This is a genomic window from Microbacterium sp. NPDC056044 (genome assembly GCF_042267145.1).
Lineage (GTDB): Bacteria > Actinomycetota > Actinomycetes > Actinomycetales > Microbacteriaceae > Microbacterium.
This window is the reverse complement of sequence record NZ_JBHJWZ010000003.1, coordinates 182,599-205,811: the sequence shown is the minus strand read 5'-3', so window position 1 is coordinate 205,811 and position 23,213 is coordinate 182,599. Positions and strand designations below refer to the sequence as shown.

The following is a 23,213-nucleotide window of genomic DNA, read 5'->3' as shown; positions in this document are numbered from 1 at the left end:
CGGCGCTTCGACTCTACCCGCGTACCCGACCAGGCGGCCGATCTCAAGGGGCTCGCGGGGTTGTGCGGCCGCTCGTGAGTATGGCGGAGTGGCGCCGGAGCGCCGTCATACGGCCGCGGCAGCCGGCATCCGTCCCCGTCCCGAGGAGGCACGTTGAAGATCACCGACACGAGCGACCTGTGGTGGAAGAGCGCCATCATTTACTGCCTCGACGTCGAGACGTACATGGACTCCGACGGGGATGGTACGGGCGACATGCAGGGTCTCGCGCAGCGCATCGACTATCTCGCGCAGCTGGGCGTGACCTGCCTGTGGCTGATGCCGTTCTACCCGACGCCCGACCGCGACGACGGGTACGACATCACCGACTTCTACGGCGTCGATCCGCGGCTCGGCAACCACGGCGAGTTCGTGGAGGTGATCCGTACGGCGAACGACCGTGGCATGCGCGTGATCGTCGACCTGGTCGTGAACCACACGTCCGACCGGCATCCGTGGTTCCTCAAGGCGAAGCGGAGCATCCACTCGCCCTATCGCGACTACTACGTGTGGCGCGACGATCCGCCGCCGAAGGGACAGAAGAACACCGTGTTCCCGGGCGACGCGAAGGGGATCTGGACCGAGGACGAGGCGTCGGGGCAGTGGTACCAGCACAGCTTCTACGAGCACCAGCCCGACCTCAACATCGCGAACCCCGCGGTGCGGGAGGAACTCGCGAGGGTGATCGGCTACTGGCTGCAGCTCGGCGTCGCGGGCTTCCGCGTCGACGCGGTGCCGTTCTTCCTCGAGATGCCGCAGGGTGCGCAGATCTCCGATCCGCACGAGCTGCTGCGCGACTTCCGGCGTTTTCTGCAGCGCCGCTCGAGCGAGGCGATCCTGCTCGGCGAGGTGAACCTGCCGTACGACCAGCAGGTGCGGTACTTCGGCGGTTCGGACGTGAACGAGCTGTCGATGCAGTTCGACTTCATCGGCATGCAGGCGTTCTACCTGTCGCTCGCGCGCAGGAACCCCGCACCGCTCGTCGAGGCGGTCACGTCGCGCCCCATCCTGCCCGACGACGTGCAGTGGGCGAACTTCCTGCGCAACCACGACGAGCTGACGCTCGACAAGCTGTCGGACGCGGAGCGCGAGGAGGTGTTCGCCGCGTTCGCGCCCGACGAGAGCCAGCGCGTCTACGGCCGGGGCATCACGCGACGGCTGCCGCCGATGCTCGGCGACCCGCGGCGCATCCGCATGGCGTACAGCCTGCTGTTCACCCTGCCGGGCACCCCTGTGCTGTTCTATGGCGAGGAGATCGGGATGGGCGAGAACGCCGACATCCCGGGACGCAGCGCGGTGCGCACGCCCATGCAGTGGACGGGCGACCGCAGCGGAGGGTTCTCGTCGGCTCCGCCGTCCCGGTTGATCGCGCGCCCGCCGGGCGACGGCTACGCGCCCGAGCACGTCAACGCCGCCGCACAGATCACCGACCGCGGCTCGCTGCTGCACTTCTTCCGCGACCTCGCGTCGCGGTATCGCATCTCGCCCGAGCTCGGCTGGGGCACGTTCGAGGTGCTCGAGCAGCCCGTGGCGGCGATCCTCGTGCACTCGCTCCGCGCCGACGTCGGGCGGATGGTCGCGATCCACAACTTCGACGAGGTGCCGGCGACGACGCGGTTCGCGCTGCGGGACGAGCCTGAAGGCACGTGCCTGGTGGACCTGCTGGGCTCGGACCGCATCGAGCTCGACGAGAAGGGCCGCGTCGAGCTCGAGATCCCCGGTTACGGCTTCCGCTGGCTGCGGGTGGCGCGCCCCGGCGACGGACGCGTGTCGTAGTCGACGGCGCGTCCGCGGCCGCATCGTGGCGGGTGCGCGCCGAGGCGTCAAGGGGGTGTCCGCCGTTCACCCCGCCGACTTAGGGTCGGTCGAGTGGTGGATCGAGCCCGCGCCCAGCCCGACCCGTCGGGGTTCCGCGCCGACATCCAGGGACTGCGCGCGATCGCAGTCGGTGCGGTCGTGCTCTATCACGCGGGCCTGCCGTTCCTGCCCGGCGGCTACGTGGGCGTCGACGTCTTCTTCGTCATCTCGGGCTTCCTCATCACGTCGCACCTCCTGGGCCGCCTCGAGCGCCACGGCACGCTGAGATTCGGCGAGTTCTACGCCCGCCGTGCCCGCCGCATCCTGCCGGCCTCGTTCGTCGTGCTCGCGCTTTCGGTGGCCGCCGCGCTCATCTGGTACCCGCCGCTCCTGATGAAGGATCTCTGGGCGGCGGCGGTCGCCACGGCGCTGTACGTGCCGAACTACTTCTTCGCCTCCGCGAACTCGGACTACCTGGCTGAGTCGTCGAATCCGTCCCTGTTCCAGCACTACTGGTCGCTGGGGGTCGAGGAGCAGTTCTACCTCCTGTGGCCGGCGCTGCTCGCTCTCGTGTGGGTGCTGGTGCGCTCGCGCCGTGCGCTCATCGTGGTGCTCGTCGCCGTCATCGGGGCATCCTTCGCGCTGTGCGTGTGGCTCACGTTCGCCGCGCAGCCGTGGGCGTTCTTCTCCCTGCCGTCGCGCGCGTGGGAGCTCGGCGTGGGCGGTCTCGTGGCTGTGCTGCTGCAGCACAGACCCGGGATCGTGGGGGAGCGCTGGGCGGCGCCCGTCGGGTGGGCGGGAATCGCGGTGGTCGCAGCATCCGTCCTCTTCTTCTCGTCCGAGACGCTCTTCCCGGGGGCGGCGGCGGCGCTTCCGGTGCTCGGCACGGCTGCCGTGATCGCGGCGGGCGAGACGCGACGAGGGCCGACACGGATGCTGTCAGCCCGGGGCATGGTGTTCATCGGGACGATCTCGTACTCGCTGTATCTGGTGCACTGGCCCGCGCTGGTGCTGCCGGGGACGGCGCTCCCGGGGGAGCTGCCCCTGTGGACGACCCTCGCCATCGCGCTCGCGTGCGTGCCGGCGGCGTGGCTGCTGTACCGGTTCGTCGAGGATCCGGTGCGCCGCGCGCCCCTGCTCACGAAGCGGCGGGCGCGCGTCACGCTGGCGGGCGCGCTCGCCGGGTCGGTCGCGTGCCTCGGCCTCGCCAGCGCCGCGTACGCGGTGGCCGACACCCGGTCCCTGCACGCGGAGCGCGCGGCGTCGACCACCGTCATCGCCGATGCCCCGCGGGGCACCGAGTTCGTGCCCGACAACCTCGCGCCCGCCCTCGAGGACGCGCGCGACAGCCTTCCCGCGGTCTACGACGACGGCTGCATGCTGGGGATCGCGGCGACCGATCCCCAGGGCTGTCTGTACGGCGATCCCGCGGCTCCCCGCATCGTGCTCTTCGGCGATTCGCACGCGGCGCAGTGGTTCCCCGCGCTCGAGGGCTTCGCGACGGCCGCGGGGTACTCGGTCGAGGTGCACACGAAGAGCTCGTGCCCGGCGGCCGACATCGACTCGCTGCGCCGCGGCGCGCCGTACCCGCAGTGCGCCGAATGGCGTGATGCCGTCATCGACCGCATCAACGCCTCGCCGCCCGTGCTGGTGCTCATGGCGACCTTCACCGACCCGGAGCTCGCCGCCGGGGTCGACGACGACGCGAAGACGTGGGCGGCGGCATTCGGCCGCACGCTCGATGCGATCGACGCGCCCGTCGCGATGATGGCGGACACCCCCGACATGCGGGAGGATCCCGCACCATGCCTGTCGGCGCACCTCTCCGATGCCGTCGCCTGCGCGCAGCCGCGTTCGGTCGCGCTCGCGGGCCCCGCGCGCGAGGGCGAGGCGACGGCCGCGTCGAAGCGCCGCATCCCGCTCGTCGATCTCAACGAGTACCTGTGCGACGCGGACGCGTGCCCGCCGATCATCGGCAACACACTGGTGTACCGCGACTCGCACCACCTCACCGCCGCCATCAGCGCCGACATGGCCGACGTGCTCGGCCGGGCGCTGCAGCCGCTGCTGCCGCCGGCCTCCGGCGGGTGAGCGGGGCGTCGCCGAGTCGCCTCGCTGCGAGCCGCTCGTTGTGCGAGCCGCTCGTTGCGCGAGACCGGCGGCGACCGGGACGATGTAAGGCATGCGCGCGGTCGTCTACGAACGGTACGGATCGCCCGAGCGGCTGGAGCTGCGCGACGTGCCGCGTCCGGTGCCCCGGGCGGGCGAGGTGCTCGTCGAGGTCGTCGCCACGTCCGTCAACCTCTCGGACTGGGAGGGTCTCACCGGCAGCCCGGCCTACGCCCGGCTCGGCGGGCTGTGGCGGCCGCGTCGCACGATCCTCGGCTCCGACATCGCCGGTCGCGTCGTGGCAGTGGGCGACGGCGCGACCCGCTTCGCGATCGGCGACGAGGTGTTCGGCGACGTCATGCCCCGCTACGGCGGCTTCGCCGAGTTCGTCGCCGCCCCCGTGTCGGCCCTCGCCCCGAAGCCGGCGCAATTGTCGTTCGCCGAGGCATCCGCTCTTCCGCAAGCGGCGGCGATCGCGACGCACGCCGTCGCCCTGGCGGAGCCGGGAACGCGGATGCTGCTCAACGGCGCCGGCGGCGGCTCGGGGAGCCTCGCGATCCAGCTGGCGGTCGCGAAGGGCGTGCACGTGACGGCGGTCGACAATGCCGGCAAGCTCGACTTCCTCCGCGAGCTCGGCGCGGACGACGTGATCGACTACCGCCGCGACGACTTCACGCGACACGGTCCGTTCGACCTGATCGTGGACCTCGTCGCCCGGCGTTCGGTGTTCGCCTACGCACGCGCGCTCGCCGCGGGCGGCCGGTGCGTGATGGTCGGCGGCACGGGACGGGCGCTGATCCGGATGCTGACGGCCGGCGCACTGCTCGGAGCCGTCACCGGCAAGCGTCTCGGCGTGCTGTTCGTGCGGCAGGGGCCCTCGGCGTTCGTGCCGGTCGCGGACCGCTGCGCGGCGGGGGAGGTGCGGGTGCACATCGACCGCGTGTTCGGGCTCGACCAGGTGCCCGAGGCGCTGGCGTGGCATGGCGAGGGCCGCGCACTCGGCAAGGTCGTGGTGGCCGTCGGCGCGGAATGAGCGGCGATGAGACTGCGAGTATCAGCTCGGTGCATGCCCTGTCAACGGGCTGACGGATCCGCTGATCCCGGCCTAATCTGACAGAGCAACACACGCAGTTCAGCGCGTAGCGGTCGAGCTTCGGCGTTCGGGTCGCCGTACCGTCTCCCGCGACGCGTGATGGTCCCGGTGGGAGGGCAACCCACCGGGACCATCTTCATCGGAGTGGCCGGCCGATGCCGGGTGCCGAGGCATCCGTCCGGTATTAGCCTGTCGCCATGCACCGGATCTTCTCGACGAGCTTCGCCGCGGTCTACCCGCTCTACGTGACGAAGGTCGAGCGCAAGGGGCGCACCAGCGAGGAGCTCGACGAGATCATCGAGTGGCTCACCGGCTTCGACGACGCCGCGCTGAAGCAGCACCTCGACGAGCACACGACGTTCGAGGACTTCTTCGCCGACGCCGACCTCAACCCGAACGCCTCGCTCATCACGGGTGTCATCTGCGGCATGCGCGTGGAGCAGATCGAGGATCCGCTGATGCAGAAGATCCGCTACCTCGACAAGCTCGTCGATGAGCTCGCCCGCGGCAGGTCGATGGAGAAGATCCTCCGCACGGCCTGAGCACCTGCGCCCTGCTACCGTCGGAGCGAGTCCGACGGAGGGGAAGACGCGTGGAGCGCAGCAGCTGGGTCCTGGTGGACGGGGAGAACATCGACGCGACCCTCGGCGGGTCGATCCTGGGACGCCGTCCGCAGCCCGACGAGCGTCCGCGGTGGGACCGCCTCCTGACGTTCATCACCGAGCGGTGGGGCCGCCCCGCAAAGGGCCTCTTCTTCCTCAACGCCAGCGCGCACCTGCCGATGCCGTTCGTGCAGGCGCTCCTGGCGCTGGGCTATCAGCCCGTTCCCCTGTCGGGACCCGCCGACGAGAAGATCGTCGACATCGCGATCCAGCGCACCCTGCGCGCCCTCGCCGATCGCGACGACGACGTCGCCCTCGTCAGCCACGACCGGGACTTCGCCGACGACCTCGCCCGCCTCGCAGGCGACGGACGCCGCGTGGGAGTGGTCGCCTTCCACGAGTTCCGCAGCACCGAGTTCGCCGGCATCCCCGGTGTCGAGTTCTTCGACCTCGAGTACGACGTCGAGGCCTTCGACGCGCAGCTGCCTCGCGTGCGTGTCATCCCGATCGAGCAGTTCGACCCGACCGACTTCCTCCGCTGAAACGGCTCCGGCCGGTCGACCGCGATGGGTCGACCGGCCGGAGCCGAACAGAGCCGGCTCAGTACCAGCCGGTGGACTGCGAGTGGCTCCACGCGCCGCACGGGTTGCCGTAGCGGCCCGAGATGTAGCCGAGGCCCCAGGCGATCTGCGTCGCGGGGTTGGTCTGCCAGTCGGCACCGGCGCTGCCCATCTTGCTGCCGGGCAGGGCCTGCGGAATGCCGTAGGCACCGCTGCCGCGGTTGTACGCCTGGTAGTTCCAGCCCGACTCCTTGTTCCACAGCGACACGAGGCAGCCGAACTGGTCGTCGCCCCAGCCGTAGTTCCCGAGCATCGCGCGGGCGGTCGCCTGCGCGTCGGCCGGGCTGGTGCCGCCCACGGCACCGCCGGTGGCGTAGACGGGTGCGCTTGCGCCGGACGAACGCGGAGCCGACGACTTCTTCGCGGCGGCGGCAGCGGCCTCTTCGGCCGCCTTCGCGGCAGCGGCTGCCTCCGCCTCCTGGCGGGCCTTCTCTTCGGCCTCGCGCTGCGCCTTGAGGGCGATGGCGGCGTCGAGCTTGCCGCGCAGGCCGACAGCCTGCTCGCTGACCGACGCGGTGAGGGTGGTCACGGCATCCGTGTACGACGTCGTGTACTCGGCCGGCAGCGTCTGCGCGCGCTGCAGCTGGGCGACGGCGCCCTCGAGCTCGGTGGTGTCGACGGTCGTGTCGGGCGTGCCGACGTCGAGACCCGACGCGGCGATGTCGCTCGACACGGTCGACGCCGCAGTCACCGCGGCGGTCGCGTCGGCGACCGTCTTCTCGAGCGCGCTCGGGGTGGCCGCGGCCTCTGTGCCGGCGGACGCCGTCGAGTACGACGCGAGCGCGAAATTCGTCAGGGAACCGGATGCCTCGGCCTGCGATGCGGGAGTCGCCGAGCTGAACGCGGCGGTGGCCAGCACGCCCACGGCGAGCGTCGCGGCGACCAGCACAGGGCGGCGGCGGAGGCGGCGTTCGGCGCGGCGAAGCGTGCGGCGGGCGGGCGGAATCGACATGTGGGAGCGCATAAAAGACCGGGTTCCGTATCAGCGAAATGCGCCATCGGGCGGCGCGTCGTGACCGTTCGGGCGGGCACAAGTCCCCGAGTCTCCCGGGCCTTTCTGGACGCTTCCGGTGCGTTACCTGAACGTTACATGTGAGCGGAAACTTCGAAAAGGCCAGATCAAGGGCTCGGATCCGGCTCCCGGCGGGCGCCTGGGAAGGTCCTCCGAACTACGATCGAAGCACCCGTCGACCGTCATCCAGGAGGCCCCACCCGTGCCCTCGTCCACCACCCCCTCCCGCTCCGCATCCCTCGCGCACGCCGACGATCTCGCCGCGTTCGTGGCGGCGTCGCCGTCGAGCTTCCACGCCGCCGCCGAGGTCGCGAACCGTCTCGAGGGCGCCGGGTTCGTGCGCCTCGACGAAGCGGCGGGGTGGCCGGCGCCGGCCGGCGGCAAGTACGTGGTGGTGCGGGACGGCGCAGCGATCGCGTGGGTCGTGCCGCCGGCCGCGACGGCGTCGACGGGCGTGCGCATCTTCGGCGCGCACAGCGACTCTCCGGGGTTCAAGCTCAAGCCGAAGCCGACGACGGGCAAGCTCGGCTGGCTGCAGGCGGGTGTCGAGATCTACGGCGGCCCGCTGCTCAACTCGTGGCTCGACCGCGAGTTGAGACTCGCGGGTCGACTCGTGCTCGACGACGGCACGAGCGTGCTGGCGGCGACGGGTCCGCTGCTGCGGCTGCCGCAGCTCGCCATCCACCTCGACCGCGAGGTCAACGACCACCTCGCCCTCGACAAGCAGTCCCAGACGCAGCCGGTGTGGGGCCTCGGCGAGGCCGAGTCGGCCGACATCCTCGGCGAGCTCGCGCGCGAGGCGGGCATCGACGCGGCGCGCATCCGGGGCTACGACATCGTCACCGCCGATTCCGCGCGCGGGGCGACCTTCGGGCGCGACGACGTGTTCTTCGCCTCGGGCCGCCTCGACGACCTCGCGTCGGTGCACGCCGGTGTCGTCGCGCTCGAGCGTGCGGCCGACGGCCACGACGCCGATCACATCGCGATGCTCGCGGTCTTCGACCACGAGGAGGTCGGATCGGGTACCCGCTCGGGTGCGGCCGGCCCCTTCCTGTCGGACGTCCTCGAGCGGCTCTGGCTCTCGCTCGGCGCCGACCGCGAGCAGCAGCTGCGCGCGCTCGCGGCGTCGTGGTGTGTCTCGAGCGACGTGGGCCACTCGGTGCATCCCAACTACGCCGACAAGCACGACCCCGTCGTGCAGCCGGTGCTCGGCTCGGGCCCGATCCTCAAGATCAACGCCAACCAGCGGTACGCGACGGATGCCGCGGGTGCGGCCGCCTGGAACGGCTGGTGCGCCGAGGCCGGCGTCACGAGCCAGGAGTTCGTCTCGAACAACGCGGTGCCCTGCGGCTCGACGATCGGCCCGATCACGGCGACCCGGCTCGGCATCCGCACGGTCGACGTCGGCATCCCGATCCTCTCCATGCACTCGGCGCGCGAGCTCGCCGGCGTGAGCGACCTCTGGGACCTCGCCCGCGTCGCGGAGACCTACTTCCGCGGCTGAGTCGGGTGCGGGGTCAGGAGCCCGCGCCGTCGGCGAGCGCGAGGAACTGGTGCGTGAACGCGATCGCCGCGCCGCCCTCGCCGACGCCGGCGACCACGCGCTTCACGGAGCCCGATCGCACGTCGCCGATCGCGAAGACCCCCGGCACCGTCGTCTCGAGGGCGAACGGCCGCCGCGGCTCGGGCCACGAGCCCGACTCGGCGGCATCGGCACCGGTGAGCACGAATCCGCGCGCGTCGCGGGCGACCTCCGCAGGAAGCCAACCGGTCTCGGCGTCGGCGCCGATCATGACGAAGAGCACGTCGACGTCGCGGCGCTCCACCGCGCCCGTGCGCCGGTCGGCGATGTCGGCTGCGCTCAGCGAGTCGCCGCCGTGCACCGCGACGACCTCGCTGCGCGTCTCGACGCGGATGGCCGGGATCGCCGCGATCTGGTCGATGAGGTAGCGCGACATGCTCGCCTCGAGCGATTCGCCGCGCACGAGCATCGTCACCGATCGGGCGTGGCGGCTGAAGAACAGCGCCGCCTGCCCTGCCGAGTTGCCGGCGCCGATGATGCACACGTCGGCGCCCTGGGCGACCGCCGAGTCGCTGCGGGCGGCGCCGTAGTAGATCCCGCTGCCGAGGAACCGGTCGACCCCGTCGACCGGGAGGGTGCGCCAGACCACACCCGTCGCGAGGATGACCACCTCGGCGCGCACGACGTCGCCGCCGTCGAGCGTCAGCTCGCGCGTCGCCGGGTCGAGCGCCTCGACCGTGCGTGTCACGACGATCTCGGCGCCCAGGCGCTTGGCCTGTGTGAAGGCCCGTCTCGCCAGGTCGTCGCCCGAGATGCCGAAGGGGAAGCCGGTGTAGTTCTCGATCCTCGTGGAGGTGCCCGCCTGGCCGCCCGGCGCGAAGGTCTCGACGACCAGCGTCCCGAGCCCCTCTGCCGCCGCATTGACGGCGGCGGTGAGCCCGGCCGGTCCGGCGCCGAGGATCACGACGTCGTAGCGACCCGCGGCGGGCACCACGTCGAGCCCCACCGCCTCGGCGATCTGCCGCATCGTGGGGTTCTCGAACCGCGTCCCATCGGCCAGCTCCAGCACGGGGTGCTGCGCAGCGTCGGGCGCTGCATCCGTCTCCACCCGCTCGAAGTCGACCTGGTTGCGCGTGAGGAACCCGATCACGCGGTGCGCGCGGGCGCTGCGCCGCGGATGGATGAGCCGCACCTCGTACTCGTGCTGCTCGGCGGCCATCGTCTGCAGCGAGTCCAGATAGCGTCGCGCGAGCCCGGCGACCCGGTCGGGCACCGACGGCGCCGCGGCGGCGAGCGAGTAGTAGACGGCGGGTTCGAGCTTGAGCACGCGCGTCGGCTCGCCGGCACGGCCGCTCGCGGGGAACGGCGTGCTGAGCGTCATCGGCACCTCGCCGAAGAACTGGCCCGGCCGGCGGGTGCCGATGACGCGCTCCTCGCCGTTCACGACCTTGGTGATCTCGGCGAGCCCCTCCACGACGACGAACAGCGCCCGCGCGTCGCCTTCGTGCGCGAAGTACTCGCCGGGGACGAGGCGGATGTCCTCGACGGCGCCCGCCAGGTACGCGAGCGCCTCGTCGGGCACCGCGGAGAACACGTGCAGGGCGCGAAGGCCGTCGATGGTGATCATGCGGCTCCCCAGCAGCGCAGGCACACGGGACGCGGTGCGCCCGGCGGCGCGGAGCGCCACGGGCCGACCATAGCGTCACCGTGAAGCGGCGGTCAACCGTCGTTCTGCGCCGGCGGGGCCGCATGTCGGCGACGCGGCGTAGCCTGAACGGATGCCGCAGCCGACGACTCCGCAGACCGGCGAGGCGCGTCCGGGTCATGCCCTCGGTGCGCGTGCCCAGCTCGCCGCGCTCGCCGAGGCGTCCGGGACCGGAGCCGGCCCGCTGCTGGATCTGCCGTCACCGGCCGATCCGCGCGCGGCGGCGGTGCTCATGCTCTTCGGCGTGCTCGACACCCTGCCGAGCGACCACGACGCCCAGGCGCAGGCGGTCTCGCGCGACCTCGACGTGCTCCTGCTCGCCCGGGCGACGACCCTGCGCGCGCACCCCGGCCAGATCGCGTTCCCCGGTGGCCGCATCGATCCGGGCGACGACGGACCCGTGGCCGCGGCGCTGCGCGAGGCACGGGAAGAGACCGGGCTCGACCCTTCCGGTGTCGAGGTGCTGGGAGAGCTCCTGCGCATCCCCCTCGCCTTCTCGCGCCACGTCGTGACGCCGGTGCTGGGGTGGTGGCGGCAGCCGTCACCCGTCCGCGTGGTCGACGTGGCCGAGTCGGCCGAGGTCTTCCGCATGCCCGTCGCCGATCTGCTGAACCCCGCGAACCGCGGGGTCACGGTGATCCGCCGGGGTGGCGAGGAGTGGCGCGGCCCTGGATTCCTCGTGCGGCATGCGACCGGCGAGCATCTGGTGTGGGGCTTCACCGGCATGGTGCTCGACGCGCTCTTCGACCGGCTCGGCTGGGCAGAGCCGTGGGATGAAGAGCGCGAGATCCCGCTCGACGTGCCGGACTGACGACGGCGGCGCTCAGCGGTAGCGGTAGTGGTCCGCGCTGCTGTTCACCCATGTGACGAACCGGCGGGCCTCGGCATCGCGCGCGACGGAGAACGGCGCCACCCACACCTGCGACCCCGCGACGACCAGGTGCGGCGCGTCCCGGTTGATCGACCGGTTGATGTTGCGCGGCGTGATGGCGCCGGCGGGACCGAACATGCGCCGCTCCGTGGCCGCCTTGGTGAAGTCCGGCCGCCGCAGCAGCGCGTCGCCGGAGTCGGCGGATGCCGCCACTTCGCTCACCTGCTGGCTGAGGTCGCCGAAGTGGATCCACCGGCCGTCGATGACGATGCCGGCGAAGTCCTGCTCCTGGCCGCTGTACCGCACGTCGTGCGTCCAGCGCCGGCCGTCCCACCAGCGGGTGCGGCCACGCTGATCGTCGTACCAGCCGGCCTGCGCGGGGCCGGACCCGACGGGTCCGGCGTCCGTCCGGAGCTCGGTGTCGCGCTCGCGCAGATCGATGTACTGGTCGGTCCAGTGCGTGCCGTCCCACCAGCGCTGCTTGCCGGATCCGTCGTCGTACCACCCGGGTGCGGGCTGCGTCGCCATGATCCGAGGGTAGTTCGTGGTGGCCGGTGCCGAGCGAGTTGGGCTAGTCTCGACCCGTGCATTTCTACATCTTCCTCTGATCCGACGGCGCGGCCACGCCCGCACGTCGCTCGTCGAGTCATCCGAGCGACGCGTGCCCGCAGCATCCGGTCCCTTCGCGGACCTTCCGTCAGATCACTGCGCATGCGCGCCTCCGGCCGTCGCGTGCGCCGCAGAGGCCTCGGCCTCGGAAGTGGAACACCATGCCCTCCCTCACGCAGACCCCTGCGCGCGATCGCGCGCAGCTCACCGCCGCTCGCGTCTCGTTCTCGCGCGCGGGCCACCGGATCCTGAACGACGTCGACCTCGTGGTCACCGCCGGCTCCCGCATCGCGATCGTCGGCGAGAACGGCCGCGGCAAGTCGACCCTCCTTCACCTGCTGGCAGGCACCCTGCTGCCCGACGAGGGGGAGGTCGCCCGCGTGGGCACCCTCGCGCTCGCCGAGCAGGAGATGCCGGCGGAGGACCGGCGCACGGTCGGCGACGCCGTGGCCGAGGCCATCGCCGACGCCCGTGCCGCGCTCGAGGCGCTGGATGCAGCATCCATCGCCCTCGGCGCCGACGACCCGACGGGCGCCGCGGCCGATGCCTACGCCGAGGCGCTCGACCGCGCGGTCGCGCTCGACGCGTGGGACGCCGAGCGGCGCGTGGAGGTCGCGCTCGAGGCGCTCGGTGCCGAGACCGATCGCACGAGGCCGCTCGCCGAGCTCTCGGTGGGGCAGCGCTACCGCGTGCGTCTCGCGTGCCTGCTCGGCGCAGACGACGACTTCCTGCTGCTCGACGAGCCGACCAACCACCTCGACCGGCAGAGCCTCGACTTCCTCGCGGCGCAGCTGCGCGCCCGCGCCGGGGCCGTGGTCGTCGTCAGTCACGATCGTGCACTGCTCGCCGACGTCGCCGACACGTTCGTCGACCTCGACCCCACTCCCGACGACCGCCCGCGCGTGTACGGAGGCTTCGACGCCTATCGTGACGGGCGTGCGGCCGAGCGTGAGCGCTGGCAGCAGCTGTACGAGCGCGAGCAGGCCGAGCGGGCGCGCCTCAGCGACGACCTCAGCGCCGCCCAGAACCGGCTCGTCACCGGCTGGCGGCCCGAGAAGGGGTCGGCCAAGCACGGTCGCGCCACCCGTGCCGCCGGAATCACGCAGACGGTGCACCGGCGCCGCGAGGCGCTCGAGGCGCACGCGGTGACCGTGCCGCCCCCGCCGATGCGGTTCGCCTTCCCGGCGCTGCCGTCGCGCGGCGGCGCGCCGCTGCTGGTCGCCGACGACGTGTATGTGGACGGACGGATGCTGCAGCCTGTCTCGCTCGCACTCCACAGCGGTGCGCGGGTCGTGGTGACGGGCCCCAACGGCACGGGCAAGTCGACGCTGCTGGGCGTGCTCGCCGGCGCGACCCCGGCGCCGGATGCCCAGGCCGGCGAGGTGCGGCGGGGTGGCAGCATCCGTCTGTCGTTCCTCCGTCAGGAGTCGGCGCTCGATCCCGACCGGCGCGCGTCGGAGCTCTACGACGAATGGCTGGGCAAGGCCATCGCGTCGGGCGGGCTCGCGGCCACGGCGGCCGGCGGGCTCGGCGCGCTGGGGCTGCTCACGTCGCGCGAGACCGGCAAGCGCGTCGGCGAGCTGTCGATGGGCCAGGTCCGCCGGCTGGACCTCGCGCTCGCACTCGCGGTGCGTCCGCACGTGCTGCTGCTCGACGAGCCGACGAACCACCTGTCGTTCACCCTCGTCGACGAGCTCACCGCGGCGCTCGACGCGACCGCGGCCGCGGTGGTCGTGTCGACGCACGACCGGCAGCTGCTGCGCGACATCGGGGAGTGGGACCGCATCGACCTCGGCGTGCGCGTATGACGCGCGGCGGCCCTCGGCATCCGCAGCCACGGCAGACTGGTGCCATGCCTCACGTCGACGACATCGTGCCCGCTGACCGCCGCCACCTGCTCGACCTTCCGGTGTACGCGCACCTCGGGACCATCCGGCCCAACGACACCGTGCAGGTCAACCCGATGTGGTTCGAGTTCGACGGCGAGCACGTCCGGTTCACGCACACGAACTACCGGCAGAAGTACCGCAACCTGCAGCACAACCCGTCGATGTCGCTGTCGATCCTCGACCCCGACTCGCCGTTCCGGTACCTCGAGGTCGCGGGCACGCTCGTCGACGTCGTGCCCGACCCCGAGGGCGCGTTCTACGTGCGGCTGCAGAACCGCTACGGCAACCCGAGCTCCACGCCGCCGCGCGACAAGGAGGACCGCGTGATCCTCGTCATGTCGATCGACCGCGCGACCCGGCAGTAAGGCGCACACGGGAGGGGGTGGATGCTGCGGCCGCAGCATCCACCCCCTTCTCGGTCCGTGCGGTCAGGCGTTGACGCGCATCGTCTCCACGGCAGCGCGGAGGCCGTCGACGAGGGTCGTCGTGGGGCGGCCGATCAGGCGCGCGAGCGTCGGGTCGGCGTCGGAGAGCGCGCCGCGCGCGATGCCGGCGTCGAGTTCGGCGACGAACCAGACGGTGCCGGCGTCCAGGCCCGCCTCGGTGAGCGCGGCCTCGAGCTGCTCGCGCGAGAGCGGCGCATAGGCGACTTCGCGGCCGAGCACCTCGGCGGCGGCCGCGGCGATGTCGGCGTACGACACGGCGGTGTCGCCCGACAGCTCGTACGTGCGGCCGAGGTGGCCGTCCTCGGTGAGCACCACGGCGGCGGCCGCGGCGAAGTCGGCGCGGCTCGCCGGGGCGATGGTCGCGTCGCCGACGGAGGCGGCGATCACGCCGGTCTCGGCGGCGCGGAGCACGTCCGCGGCGTAGTTCTCGATGTACCAGTTGTTGCGCAGCAGCACGGCGGGGACGCCGCTCTCGGCGAGGTACTCCTCGGTCGCCTTGTGGTCGGGCGCGAGCACCAGGTCGACGGAATCGGCATGCGCGATGCTCGTGTACGCGAGCTTGGCGACCCCGGCGGCCTTCGCCGCGTCGATGACGTTCTTGTGGCCCTCGTAGCGCGTGCCGGGCTCGGAGCCCGAGATGAGCAGCACGCTGTCGACGCCCTCGAGCGCCGCGGCGACGGTCTCGGGAACCGTGTAATCCAGTGCGACGACACGGATGCCGCGCTCGGCGAGGTCGGCGACCTTCGACGTCGTGCGGGCGCCGGCGACGATGTCGCCTGCGGCGACGCCGCGGTCCAGGAGGGCCTCGACGGCGAGGCGGCCGAGCTGTCCGCCGGCGGCGGTCACGAGGATGGTCATGGGGGTCCTTTCGGTCGAAGGTGCGCGGGGCGCGTTCATCCGACGTCAACGCGGCCGCCGGTCTTGCGCATTCCGCCCGGAGGGTACCCACTTCGAGGTAAGGTACCCACGTGGTGGTGAGTTTTGCGGAAATCCGGGCAGATCTTCCCGGCGTCTTCGACGAGGCGTGCCCGACGCGGGTCGTCCTCGACCATGTGATGAGCAAGTGGGGCGTGCTGGTGCTGATGGCGCTCACCGAGGGCACGATCCGCTGGGGAGAGCTGCGCCGCACCGTCGAGGGCATCAGCGACAAGATGCTCGCCTCAACGCTGCGCACCCTCGAGAAGGATGGGTTCGTCGCCCGCACGTCCTACCCCGAGGTGCCGCCGCGCGTCGAGTACGCGCTGACTCCGCTCGGCGACGAGCTGATGGCGCACATGATGCCGCTGATGGCGTGGATCGGCGTCAACGCCGGCGACATCGTGGAGCGCTGAGGGGCCCCTGCCGCGACGCGCCTGCCAGGATGGCGGCATGGCGACCGTCCTCTTCTGCCCGGTGACGTTCAACCTCGCCGAGGTGACGCGCATGATCGAGGTGGCACGTGCCCTCGATCCGAGGCACCGGGTCGTGTTCCTGGGCTACGAGCCGGACTTCGCGCACCTCATCACCGACGCGGGCTTCGACTACCGCGCGGGCGAGCCGGTGATGAGCGTCGCCCAGCGCGAGCAGCTGATGAAGTTCGATCAGGGCAAGACCCTGCGCAGCCCGCTCACCGAAGCCTTGGTCGCGGGGCGGGTCGACGCCGAGCGCGCACTGATCCGGGAGACGGATGCCGCGGCCGTGGTGATCGGGTCGAACGTGACGTCGATGATCTCGGCGCGGGCCGAGAAGGTTCCGCTGTTCTACGCCGTGCCCTTCGCCCTCACGCGTCCCCAGGTCGAGCAGACCGCGCGGCTGGGGATGGTGCGGGGGACCGGCCGAACGGCCCACCTGCTCGACCGCGTGGCCACCAGCCTGCTGCGCCTCGCCTACAACCGGCTGCCGCTCGCGCCCCGCGCCTTCGGACGGGTCGCGAAGGCGAACGGGGTACCGCCGCTCACGACGGTGGTGTCGCTGCTCGAAGCCGACCACAACCTGCTCACCGTGATGCCGTGGGAGCTCGAGGGCTACACGCTTCCCGCCGCCTACCAGCGCGTCGGGCCGATCTTCGCGCACCTCGACACGCCGATGCCGCCGATCGTCGCGGAGCTCGCCGAGCGCTCCGAGCCGCTCGTCTACCTCGGACTGGGATCGTCGGCGAGCCGCGGGATGGTGCTCGCCGCGGCGTCGCAGCTCGGCACGCTCCCCGTGAACGTCGTCGCACCGGTCCAGCACTATCTGCGGGAGGGTGACGTGCTGCCGCCGAACGTGCACGTGACCGGGCTGCTGCCGGCGCACCTGCTCGGCGGGCTGGTCGACGCGGCGGTGCTCCACGGCGGCCAAGGCACGGTGCAGACGGCGTGCGCCGCCGGCATCCCGTTCGTCGGCATGGGGCTGCAGCCCGAGCAGGTCTGGAACGTCGATCAGTGCGTCCGGCAGGGCAACGCCCTGGCGCTGTCGCCGAAGCAGGCGGGCACGCCCGCGCTTGCTGACGCCGTGCGCCGACTGCTGGCCGACGACGGGATTCGCGCCGCGGCCGAGCGCGTGCGCGCCGAGTATGCGGACGAGGACGGGGCCGCAGCATCCGCTCGCGTCATCGAAAGGAGCATCGCGTGACCGCGCATCGGCTCACGCGGGATCAGGCCCGCCGCATCGTGGTGCGGGCGCAGCTGCTCGACGCCGACCGCCCCGGCGACGTCGTCGAGGTCGCCGAGCAGCTCGGCTACATCAAGATCGACCCGACGGCGACCATCGCGCCGTGCGAGCACACCGTGCTGTGGTCGCGGATCGGCTGGTCGTACGAGCCGGGCCAGCTGCGCAAGGTCGTCGAGGACGACCGGCTCCTCTTCGAGTTCGACGGCACCTTCCGGCCGATGAGCCTGCTGCCGCTGATGCTCCCGGCCATGCGGCGGTGGCCGCAGCGCGAGAGCAGCCGTCAGTGGCTCGAGGCGAACGCCGGCTTCCGCGCCGACGTGCTCGCACGGCTGCGCGCCGAAGGGCCGCTGCTCGCGAGCGAGATCCCCGACACCGCGCAGGTGAGCCGCGCCCCCGACGGCTGGTCGGGGTCGAACCAGGTGCCCCACATGCTGGACTTCCTGCTGCGCCAGGGTGAGGTCGCGGTCACCGGTCGCGAAGGCCGGCACCGACGGTGGGATCTCGCGGACCGCGTGTATCCGCAGGATCTGCCCGAGTACGACGACGACGAAGCCGCCGCGCTCCTCGCGGCACGGCGCCTGCAGTCCGCCGGCATCACGAAGCCGCACTGGTACTGGAGCGGTGTGGCGAAAGACACCGGCGAACCCGCGGTGGTCGAGGGCAGCACCACGAAGTACCGCGTCGACCCCGAGGCGCTCGCCGCCCTCGACGAGGAGGACTCGGGCGGTCGTGTCGCGTTCCTCAACCCGTACGACAGCCTGCTGTTCGACCGCAAGCGTCTCGAGGAGCTCTTCGAGTTCACCTACGTGCTCGAGCAGTTCAAGCCGAAGGCACAGCGTCGTTACGGCTACTTCGCGCATCCGATCCTGATGGGCGACAGGTTCGTGGGAATGCTCGACGCCGAGGTCGACCGCGATCACGAGGTGCTCAAGGTGAACGCCCTGCACGAGTTCCTGCCGTTCGAGCCCGAGGAATCCGAGATGGTGCGGGCCGAGATCGCGGAGCTCGCCGAGTGGCTCGGCGTATCGGTCACGGGACTGCCCTGACGGGGCGGATGCTGCCGCCCGGGGCGGTGGTCAGGGCACGCGGTTCGAGACCGTCAGCAGCACGACGGAGTCCTCGAGCGCGGCGAGGCTGTGGCGCTGCGGGGGGACCGTCAGATGGTCGCCGGATGCCCCGTCCCACGCGTCGTCGCCGGCGATGAGGCGCACCCGCCCCCGCAGCACCTGGAGCGTGGCCTCGTGCGGGCTCTCGTGCTCGGCGAGCTCGTGCCCGGCGCGCAGCGCGATGACGGTCTCGCGCAGCGCATGCTCGTGACCGCCGCGGATGGTGCGCGCGGCGCGCCCGCTCGACGCGTCGCGGGCCTTCGCCGTCAGGTCGTCGATCAGATCGGCCAGATCCGTGCTGTCCATCCGCGTCGCCTCCATCGCCTCGACAGGCCGGAGTCTACCCTCGCCGGTCGCCGCCGAGACAGGGTCCGTTTCGGCGACCGCGCTCAGCCGAGCGTCTCGGCCGAGCTTCCCTCGTCGGGCGGTTCGGGCACGACGTGAAGGCCGGCCGGGGAGTTCGCGGTGCGCATCAGCGCCTCGAGCCAGGTGCGGTTGGTCTTCGCCGGCCGTCCGCCGTAGAACGAGAACACGAGGCTGGCACCCGAGTGCACCCAGACGGTGGTGCGGCCACCGCCGGTGCTGATGTCGCCGGCCCACGTGAAGAAGAAGGGCTCGTTGCGGCGGAGCTTGGTGCCCATGGCGACCTGCAGGTGCGAGAGCACCCGGTCGTCGAACTCCGCCCGGATGCCTCCCTCGTAGATGAACTTGCCCACGTGCCTCCTTCATGAGCGCGATGCCCGTGAACAGACTCTCCGTCAGATCGAACCGCCGCCCCGTGTCGAGGATCGCCGCGCGAAAGCGCGGCACCCGAAACGAAGACCGCTCAGTGGCCGCGCATCGTCTCACGCGGCGATCGCCCGTAGGCCTCGCGGTAGTGACGCGCGAACCGCGACGGGCTGGCGAAGCCCCAGCGCTGGGCGATCTCCGAGACGGCGGCGCCGGTGGCCTCCTGCAGTTCGGCGTGCGCTCCGGCCAGCCGCTGCCGTCGCAGATACTCCATCGGGGTCTGATCCAGCGCCCGCCGGAACGCGTACTGCAGCCCGCGGGGTGAGATGCCGGCAGCGGTCGCGACGTCGTCGACGGTGATCGCCTGGTGCGCGTGCTGCTCTATGTACGCGATCGCGCGGCGCACGGTTCGGGGTGCGGCGGTGCGTTGTGCCGATCGTTCGAGCGCGGACACGAAAGCGGGGGAGAAGGCGGCGAGTGTGGTGTGCAGGGCGTGGCGCCGCAGCTCCGCCTCGATGATCGCGGAGTCGGGCCCGGGAGCGAAGAGGGTGCCGGCGACATGCTGGAAGACGCGCTCCCAGTGCGCTGCGAGGTCGCGACTCACCGGGGACGCCCCGACGGTCGACGACTGGAGGGCGAAGCGGTCGTCGCCGGCCATGCAGCGGGCCTGGTCCTGCGCCTCAGCGCGGTCGAACACGAACGCGCGCACGTCGGCCTGCTGCTGCCAGCGGGCTGTCGTCGGGCCATCGAGAGCTAGCCAGGGCAGGCCCGCGTTCAGATCGCCGCCGGGCGTGCCCACCCAGGCGCCGCGGGAGGCGACCCGGCAGGCCATCAGCTGGTCGTCCGGGTCGATGGCGGACTGCACGGATGCCGCCAGCCGGTAATTCACGACGGAGAGGCCCGGCATCGCCGCCGACGTCCACGAGAACCCGAACGTGCGCGGATCGACCTTCTGCAGCGCGGCCGACGGCACGAACTGTCGCCACGTCTCCTCGACGTCGCCGACATCGCGCGACGCAAGCGTCAGCAGCTCGCCCAAGGATCCCCCCCTGAATCAGCGTGCAGGCGAATGCCTGCTCCGCGCGCAGGGCGAGTACGCGGCAGTCTCGATACTCTATCCCGCCGTGCCGCCGACGACGGTCCGCGGTCAGTCACCGCCATCGGGTCGGCGGCGGATCGGGGCCTCGGTCAGGCGGCCGACTCGCGGAGTCCCGCCGAGATCAGGTCCGCGAGGGCGGTCAGGTCGGCGGGCTCGGCGGGATCCGCCTCCGCACCCTCTGCGCCGTCGTCGGCGAGCTCTGCGCCGGCGACGCCGAGGAGCGTCGGCGTGGTGATGATCGCGACCCACGCCGCGGCCGCAGTGCGCACGCGGCGCGCGGCGATCGGGTGGAGGATGCTTGCGCCGAGGACGCGCTCCACGACTGCCTGCAGCTGGCTGCGGTACTCGTGCAGCTTCTCGCGCACTTCCGGATGCGTGCGGTGCTCGCGCCACACGATGACGCGGCGCACGGCGGACTCCGCCTGGAGCTCGCGCAGCCGGCCGGTCACGTTCAGCAGCGTCTGCGCGGGATCACCTCGCGCGATCAGTCCCGAGGTGTCGATGGGATCCAGCTCGAGCCGTTCGCCGACGAGTGCGCGCAGCAGATCGGTCTTGGTGGGGAAGTAGTAGAACAGCAGGCCCTTGGGCACGCCCGCGAGGTCGGCGATCGCGGTCGTCGGTGTCGCGTCGAAGCCGCGCTCCGCGAAGAGGCGCTCGGCGGCGTCGAGGATGAGCGTGCGGCTCTCACGTTTGCGGCTCATGTCGGATCCTGTAGGAATGCGGCGGGGGCGTCGGTGTCATCCGGCGCCCCCGTCTCGGCTCGCACCTCAGTGCGGGATGGCCTGGTCGTGCATGTGCATGGCGGGTCTCACGGCGAGCGCGGCGACGATCACCGCGACCGCTCCGCCGATCCAGCTGACCCAGGCGGCGCCCGACTGCATGTCGGCGTAGCCGCCGAGCCACGGAGCGACGAAGAGCAGCGCGCCCAGCGCGAGCTGGACGTACTCCATCGCCACCATCCCCGGCATCGCGAGGTTCGCGACGCCCGCGGCGATCAGCAGGACGCCGACGATCAGCATCCACGGCATCGACGCGCCCATCTGAGGCAGCGCGAACGCGCAGACTGCCGCCACGAGGCCGACACCGACTGCGACCCAGTCCTCCCAGCGAGTCCACTTCTTCATTCGGATCTCCTCCTTCCGAGACCTGATTGGCTCCCGATCGGGGGTCGATTCGAACGCTACGCCGGACTGACCGGCCGGTCAAGAAGTTCAGACGCGCGTGGACTGCCAGCCCAGCTCGGGTGCGACGTACTTCGCGAACGACTCGACCACCCGCAGGTTGAACTCGACCCCGAGCTGGCTCGGGATCGTCAGCATCAGGGTGTCGGCCGAGGCGATGGCGGCGTCCTCCTTCAGCTGCTCGACGAGCTCGTCCGGCTCAGCCGCATACGTCTTGCCGAAGGTCGAGCGCATGCCGTCGATCACGCCGATCTGGTCGCCGTCCTGGCGGCCGCCGAAGTACATCCGCTCCTCTGCCGTCGTGATCGGGAAGATCGAGCGACTCACCGACACGCGCGGCTCGCCGGCGTGCCCCGCGTCGCGCCACGCGGCGCGGAACGCGTCGATCTGCTGCGCCTGCAGCAGGTCGAACGGGGTGCCGTCGGCCTCGGTCAACAGCGTCGACGACATCAGGTTCACCCCGGTGCGGCCGGCCCACTCGGCCGAGTCGCGGTTGCCCGCGCCCCACCACACGCGCGAGCGCAGGCCGGGGGAGTGCGGCTCGACGCGCTGGAGCCCCGAGCCTCCGCCGCCGAAGGGGGACGAGGCATCCGCTTCTGCCAGTCCCTCACCGTCGATCGCCCGCAGGAACAGATCGAAGTGCTCGCGTGCGATGTCGGCGCCGCGGGGGTCCTCGGAGCCCGTGTAGCCGAACGTCTCGTACCCGCGCACGACAGTCTCGGGTGAACCGCGGCTGACGCCGAGTGCGAGTCTGCCGCCCGAGATCAGATCGACGGATGCTGCCTCCTCGGCGAGATAGAGAGGGTTCTCGTAGCGCATGTCGATGACGCCGGTGCCGACCTCGATGTTCTTCGTGCGTGCCGCGATCGCCGCGAGCAGCGGCATGGGGGAGGACTGCTGCCGGGCGAAGTGATGGACGCGGAAGTACGCGCCGTTCACCCCCAGCTCGTCCATGCCCTGGGCGAGGTCGATCGCCTGCAGCATCGAGTCGGCCGCAGTGAGCTGCCGCCCGCCGCCGAGCGGGCCGTAGTGTCCGAAGGAGAGAGTTCCGAATCGCTGCATGACGTCTGCAACCGTACGCGCGCAGCATCCATTCCGGTGAATGCACTCTCGTCTAGCGAGCGCCGCGACGCATGGTGCGGCGTCATGTCGCGACATCCGGGAAGGCATCGGCGAGCTGCGTGGTTGCCTCGAAGCATGACCTTCATCGGAACCAGCTCCCTCGACGTCCTTCCCCTCTCGCTCGGCGGCAACGTGTTCGGCTGGACGGCCGACCGCGCGGCGTCGTTCGGGATCCTCGACGCGTTCCACGCCGGCGGCGGGAACTTCATCGACACCGCCGACTCGTACAGCGCGTGGGTCGACGGCAACTCCGGCGGCGAGAGCGAGACGATCATCGGCGAGTGGCTCGCGGCACGGAAGCCCGGGAACGTCGTCGTCGCGACGAAGGTGAGTCAGCACCCCGAATTCAAGGGCCTGTCGGCGAAGAACGTCCGGGCCGCCGCGGAAGCGTCGCTGAAGCGCCTGGGCGTCGACACGATCGACCTCTACTACGCACACTTCGACGACGAGACGGTGCCGCTGGAGGAGACCGTCGCAGCCTTCGGCGAGCTCGTCACCGACGGACTCGTGCGCTACACGGCGGTGTCGAACTACAGCGCCGACCGCATCCGCGAGTGGGTCGGTCTCGCCCAGGTTGCGGGCAGTGCGCTTCCGGTCGCGATCCAGCCGCACTACAACCTCGTGCACCGCAACGACATCGAGGAGCACATCATCCCGCTGGCGCAGGAGTTCGACCTGAGCCTGGTGCCCTACTTCTCACTCGCGAAGGGCTTCCTCACCGGCAAGTACCGGTCGACGGATGCTGCGGATCAGTCCTCCCCGCGGGCCGGCGCTGCGTCGCAGTACGCGACCGCGCAGGGGCTCGAGATCATCGACGCGCTCGAGGGGATCGGCCGTGCCCACGGCGTCTCGATCGCGGCGACGGCCCTGGCGTGGCTGCGCGCGCAGCCGACGGTGGCAGCGCCCATCGCGAGCGCGTCGCGCGTCGAGCAGGTCGCGGACCTGCTCGACGGCGCCCGCGTGGAGCTCACGGCCGACGAGGTCGAGACCCTCAGCCGCGTGTCGGAGTGGACGCCCGCCGCCGTCTGATC

General features: G+C 71.7%; 23 protein-coding genes. 13 read left to right on the top strand and 10 right to left on the bottom strand.

What is annotated here, in order from left to right; all coding sequences use genetic code 11:
• Positions 1-153: 153 nt before the first annotated feature.
• From ACFC1I_RS09715 to ACFC1I_RS09695, 5 genes are all read left to right on the top strand, one after another.
• A complete protein-coding gene (locus ACFC1I_RS09715; RefSeq protein WP_376008412.1) occupies positions 154-1,815 on the top strand; it encodes an alpha-amylase family protein in 1,662 nt (553 codons plus the stop codon).
• 93 nt (positions 1,816-1,908) lie between these two features.
• Complete coding sequence (locus tag ACFC1I_RS09710; RefSeq protein WP_376008410.1) at positions 1,909-3,927, top strand: acyltransferase family protein; 2,019 nt, start codon at positions 1,909-1,911, stop codon at positions 3,925-3,927.
• Positions 3,928-4,018: 91 nt separating this feature from the next.
• Positions 4,019-4,978, top strand: a complete 960-nt coding sequence (locus ACFC1I_RS09705; RefSeq protein WP_376008408.1) for an NAD(P)-dependent alcohol dehydrogenase — start codon at positions 4,019-4,021, stop codon at positions 4,976-4,978.
• Positions 4,979-5,235: 257 nt separating this feature from the next.
• Positions 5,236-5,580 carry a DUF2200 domain-containing protein gene (locus ACFC1I_RS09700; RefSeq protein ID WP_376008406.1) on the top strand — a complete coding sequence of 115 codons (345 nt, stop codon included), beginning with the start codon at positions 5,236-5,238 and terminating at the stop codon, positions 5,578-5,580.
• A gap of 50 nt (positions 5,581-5,630) precedes the next feature.
• Positions 5,631-6,182 (top strand): NYN domain-containing protein, encoded by a 552-nt coding sequence (locus ACFC1I_RS09695; protein WP_376008404.1) that lies wholly within the window; start codon positions 5,631-5,633, stop codon positions 6,180-6,182.
• 58 nt (positions 6,183-6,240) lie between these two features.
• On the opposite strand, the gene ACFC1I_RS09690 is transcribed toward ACFC1I_RS09695, so the two are convergent.
• Positions 6,241-7,212 carry a lytic transglycosylase domain-containing protein gene (locus tag ACFC1I_RS09690; RefSeq protein WP_376008402.1) on the bottom strand — a complete coding sequence of 324 codons (972 nt, stop codon included), beginning with the start codon at positions 7,210-7,212 and terminating at the stop codon, positions 6,241-6,243.
• A 262-nt stretch (positions 7,213-7,474) separates the two neighbouring features.
• On the opposite strand from ACFC1I_RS09690, the gene ACFC1I_RS09685 reads away from it, so the two are divergent.
• A complete protein-coding gene (locus tag ACFC1I_RS09685) occupies positions 7,475-8,776 on the top strand; it encodes a M18 family aminopeptidase (protein ID WP_376008400.1) in 1,302 nt (433 codons plus the stop codon).
• Between the two features lie 13 nt (positions 8,777-8,789).
• On the opposite strand, the gene ACFC1I_RS09680 is transcribed toward ACFC1I_RS09685, so the two are convergent.
• A complete protein-coding gene (locus ACFC1I_RS09680) occupies positions 8,790-10,481 on the bottom strand; it encodes an FAD-dependent oxidoreductase (protein WP_376008398.1) in 1,692 nt (563 codons plus the stop codon).
• Between the two features lie 91 nt (positions 10,482-10,572).
• On the opposite strand from ACFC1I_RS09680, the gene ACFC1I_RS09675 reads away from it, so the two are divergent.
• A complete protein-coding gene (locus tag ACFC1I_RS09675; protein ID WP_376008396.1) occupies positions 10,573-11,310 on the top strand; it encodes an NUDIX hydrolase in 738 nt (245 codons plus the stop codon).
• A 12-nt stretch (positions 11,311-11,322) separates the two neighbouring features.
• On the opposite strand, the gene ACFC1I_RS09670 is transcribed toward ACFC1I_RS09675, so the two are convergent.
• A complete protein-coding gene (locus tag ACFC1I_RS09670) occupies positions 11,323-11,898 on the bottom strand; it encodes a DUF2510 domain-containing protein (RefSeq protein WP_376008394.1) in 576 nt (191 codons plus the stop codon).
• Positions 11,899-12,140: 242 nt separating this feature from the next.
• On the opposite strand from ACFC1I_RS09670, the gene ACFC1I_RS09665 reads away from it, so the two are divergent.
• A complete protein-coding gene (locus ACFC1I_RS09665) occupies positions 12,141-13,787 on the top strand; it encodes an ATP-binding cassette domain-containing protein (RefSeq protein ID WP_376008392.1) in 1,647 nt (548 codons plus the stop codon).
• A 44-nt stretch (positions 13,788-13,831) separates the two neighbouring features.
• On the top strand, positions 13,832-14,233 hold the full coding sequence (locus tag ACFC1I_RS09660) for a PPOX class F420-dependent oxidoreductase (protein WP_376008390.1): 402 nt from the start codon (positions 13,832-13,834) through the stop codon (positions 14,231-14,233).
• A gap of 63 nt (positions 14,234-14,296) precedes the next feature.
• Here the strand turns inward: ACFC1I_RS09660 and ACFC1I_RS09655 are convergent, their stop codons facing one another.
• Complete coding sequence (locus ACFC1I_RS09655; RefSeq protein ID WP_376008388.1) at positions 14,297-15,172, bottom strand: SDR family oxidoreductase; 876 nt, start codon at positions 15,170-15,172, stop codon at positions 14,297-14,299.
• A 110-nt stretch (positions 15,173-15,282) separates the two neighbouring features.
• Between ACFC1I_RS09655 and ACFC1I_RS09650 the strand changes: the two genes are divergently transcribed.
• Genes ACFC1I_RS09650 through ACFC1I_RS09640 form a run of 3 tightly spaced genes read left to right on the top strand, consistent with a single transcriptional unit; the run spans position 15,283 to position 17,991 of the window.
• Entirely contained in the window at positions 15,283-15,645 is a 363-nt protein-coding gene (locus ACFC1I_RS09650) for a winged helix-turn-helix transcriptional regulator (protein ID WP_376008386.1), read from the top strand.
• A gap of 37 nt (positions 15,646-15,682) precedes the next feature.
• Positions 15,683-16,906 carry a glycosyltransferase gene (locus ACFC1I_RS09645; RefSeq protein ID WP_376008384.1) on the top strand — a complete coding sequence of 408 codons (1,224 nt, stop codon included), beginning with the start codon at positions 15,683-15,685 and terminating at the stop codon, positions 16,904-16,906.
• Positions 16,903-17,991 (top strand): DNA glycosylase AlkZ-like family protein, encoded by a 1,089-nt coding sequence (locus tag ACFC1I_RS09640; protein ID WP_376008382.1) that lies wholly within the window; start codon positions 16,903-16,905, stop codon positions 17,989-17,991. The genes ACFC1I_RS09645 and ACFC1I_RS09640 overlap by 4 nt, the downstream gene beginning before the upstream one ends.
• Before the next feature lie 30 nt (positions 17,992-18,021).
• Here ACFC1I_RS09640 and ACFC1I_RS09635 read toward each other — a convergent pair whose 3' ends face one another.
• The 6 genes from ACFC1I_RS09635 to ACFC1I_RS09610 all read right to left on the bottom strand — a co-directional run bounded on the left by ACFC1I_RS09635 (position 18,022) and on the right by ACFC1I_RS09610 (position 22,122).
• Positions 18,022-18,357 (bottom strand): cupin domain-containing protein, encoded by a 336-nt coding sequence (locus ACFC1I_RS09635; RefSeq protein ID WP_116196053.1) that lies wholly within the window; start codon positions 18,355-18,357, stop codon positions 18,022-18,024.
• 83 nt (positions 18,358-18,440) lie between these two features.
• The gene (locus ACFC1I_RS09630; protein WP_376008380.1) at positions 18,441-18,767 is read right to left on the bottom strand and encodes an ATP-dependent DNA ligase; all 327 of its coding nucleotides are present in this window, start codon (positions 18,765-18,767) and stop codon (positions 18,441-18,443) included.
• Positions 18,768-18,877: 110 nt separating this feature from the next.
• Positions 18,878-19,819, bottom strand: a complete 942-nt coding sequence (locus ACFC1I_RS09625; protein ID WP_376008378.1) for a helix-turn-helix transcriptional regulator — start codon at positions 19,817-19,819, stop codon at positions 18,878-18,880.
• 149 nt (positions 19,820-19,968) lie between these two features.
• Positions 19,969-20,580 carry a TetR/AcrR family transcriptional regulator gene (locus ACFC1I_RS09620; protein WP_376008376.1) on the bottom strand — a complete coding sequence of 204 codons (612 nt, stop codon included), beginning with the start codon at positions 20,578-20,580 and terminating at the stop codon, positions 19,969-19,971.
• Between the two features lie 66 nt (positions 20,581-20,646).
• Positions 20,647-21,003: an SPW repeat protein gene (locus ACFC1I_RS09615; RefSeq protein ID WP_376008374.1), complete on the bottom strand. Its 357-nt coding sequence runs from the start codon at positions 21,001-21,003 to the stop codon at positions 20,647-20,649.
• A gap of 87 nt (positions 21,004-21,090) precedes the next feature.
• Positions 21,091-22,122 (bottom strand): LLM class flavin-dependent oxidoreductase, encoded by a 1,032-nt coding sequence (locus ACFC1I_RS09610; protein WP_376008372.1) that lies wholly within the window; start codon positions 22,120-22,122, stop codon positions 21,091-21,093.
• Between the two features lie 135 nt (positions 22,123-22,257).
• Here ACFC1I_RS09610 and ACFC1I_RS09605 point away from each other — a divergent pair, with 135 nt between their 5' ends.
• A complete protein-coding gene (locus tag ACFC1I_RS09605) occupies positions 22,258-23,211 on the top strand; it encodes an aldo/keto reductase (protein ID WP_376008370.1) in 954 nt (317 codons plus the stop codon).
• Positions 23,212-23,213 lie beyond the last annotated feature (2 nt).

What these genes read in the sequence shown, in the direction of transcription:
- ACFC1I_RS09700 (WP_376008406.1), top strand. Translation starts at nt 5,236, where the DNA reads ATGCACCGGATCTTCTCGACGAGCTTCGCCGCGGTCTACCCGCTCTAC.
- ACFC1I_RS09675 (WP_376008396.1), top strand. Translation starts at nt 10,573, where the DNA reads ATGCCGCAGCCGACGACTCCGCAGACCGGCGAGGCGCGTCCGGGTCAT.
- ACFC1I_RS09635 (WP_116196053.1), bottom strand. Translation starts at nt 18,357, where the DNA reads ATGGACAGCACGGATCTGGCCGATCTGATCGACGACCTGACGGCGAAG.
- ACFC1I_RS09605 (WP_376008370.1), top strand. Translation starts at nt 22,258, where the DNA reads ATGACCTTCATCGGAACCAGCTCCCTCGACGTCCTTCCCCTCTCGCTC.
- ACFC1I_RS09665 (WP_376008392.1), top strand. Translation starts at nt 12,141, where the DNA reads ATGCCCTCCCTCACGCAGACCCCTGCGCGCGATCGCGCGCAGCTCACC.
- ACFC1I_RS09645 (WP_376008384.1), top strand. Translation starts at nt 15,683, where the DNA reads ATGGCGACCGTCCTCTTCTGCCCGGTGACGTTCAACCTCGCCGAGGTG.
- ACFC1I_RS09610 (WP_376008372.1), bottom strand. Translation starts at nt 22,122, where the DNA reads ATGCAGCGATTCGGAACTCTCTCCTTCGGACACTACGGCCCGCTCGGC.
- ACFC1I_RS09655 (WP_376008388.1), bottom strand. Translation starts at nt 15,172, where the DNA reads ATGACCATCCTCGTGACCGCCGCCGGCGGACAGCTCGGCCGCCTCGCC.
- ACFC1I_RS09705 (WP_376008408.1), top strand. Translation starts at nt 4,019, where the DNA reads ATGCGCGCGGTCGTCTACGAACGGTACGGATCGCCCGAGCGGCTGGAG.
- ACFC1I_RS09615 (WP_376008374.1), bottom strand. Translation starts at nt 21,003, where the DNA reads ATGAAGAAGTGGACTCGCTGGGAGGACTGGGTCGCAGTCGGTGTCGGC.
- ACFC1I_RS09670 (WP_376008394.1), bottom strand. Translation starts at nt 11,898, where the DNA reads ATGGCGACGCAGCCCGCACCCGGGTGGTACGACGACGGATCCGGCAAG.
- ACFC1I_RS09690 (WP_376008402.1), bottom strand. Translation starts at nt 7,212, where the DNA reads ATGTCGATTCCGCCCGCCCGCCGCACGCTTCGCCGCGCCGAACGCCGC.
- ACFC1I_RS09660 (WP_376008390.1), top strand. Translation starts at nt 13,832, where the DNA reads ATGCCTCACGTCGACGACATCGTGCCCGCTGACCGCCGCCACCTGCTC.
- ACFC1I_RS09620 (WP_376008376.1), bottom strand. Translation starts at nt 20,580, where the DNA reads ATGAGCCGCAAACGTGAGAGCCGCACGCTCATCCTCGACGCCGCCGAG.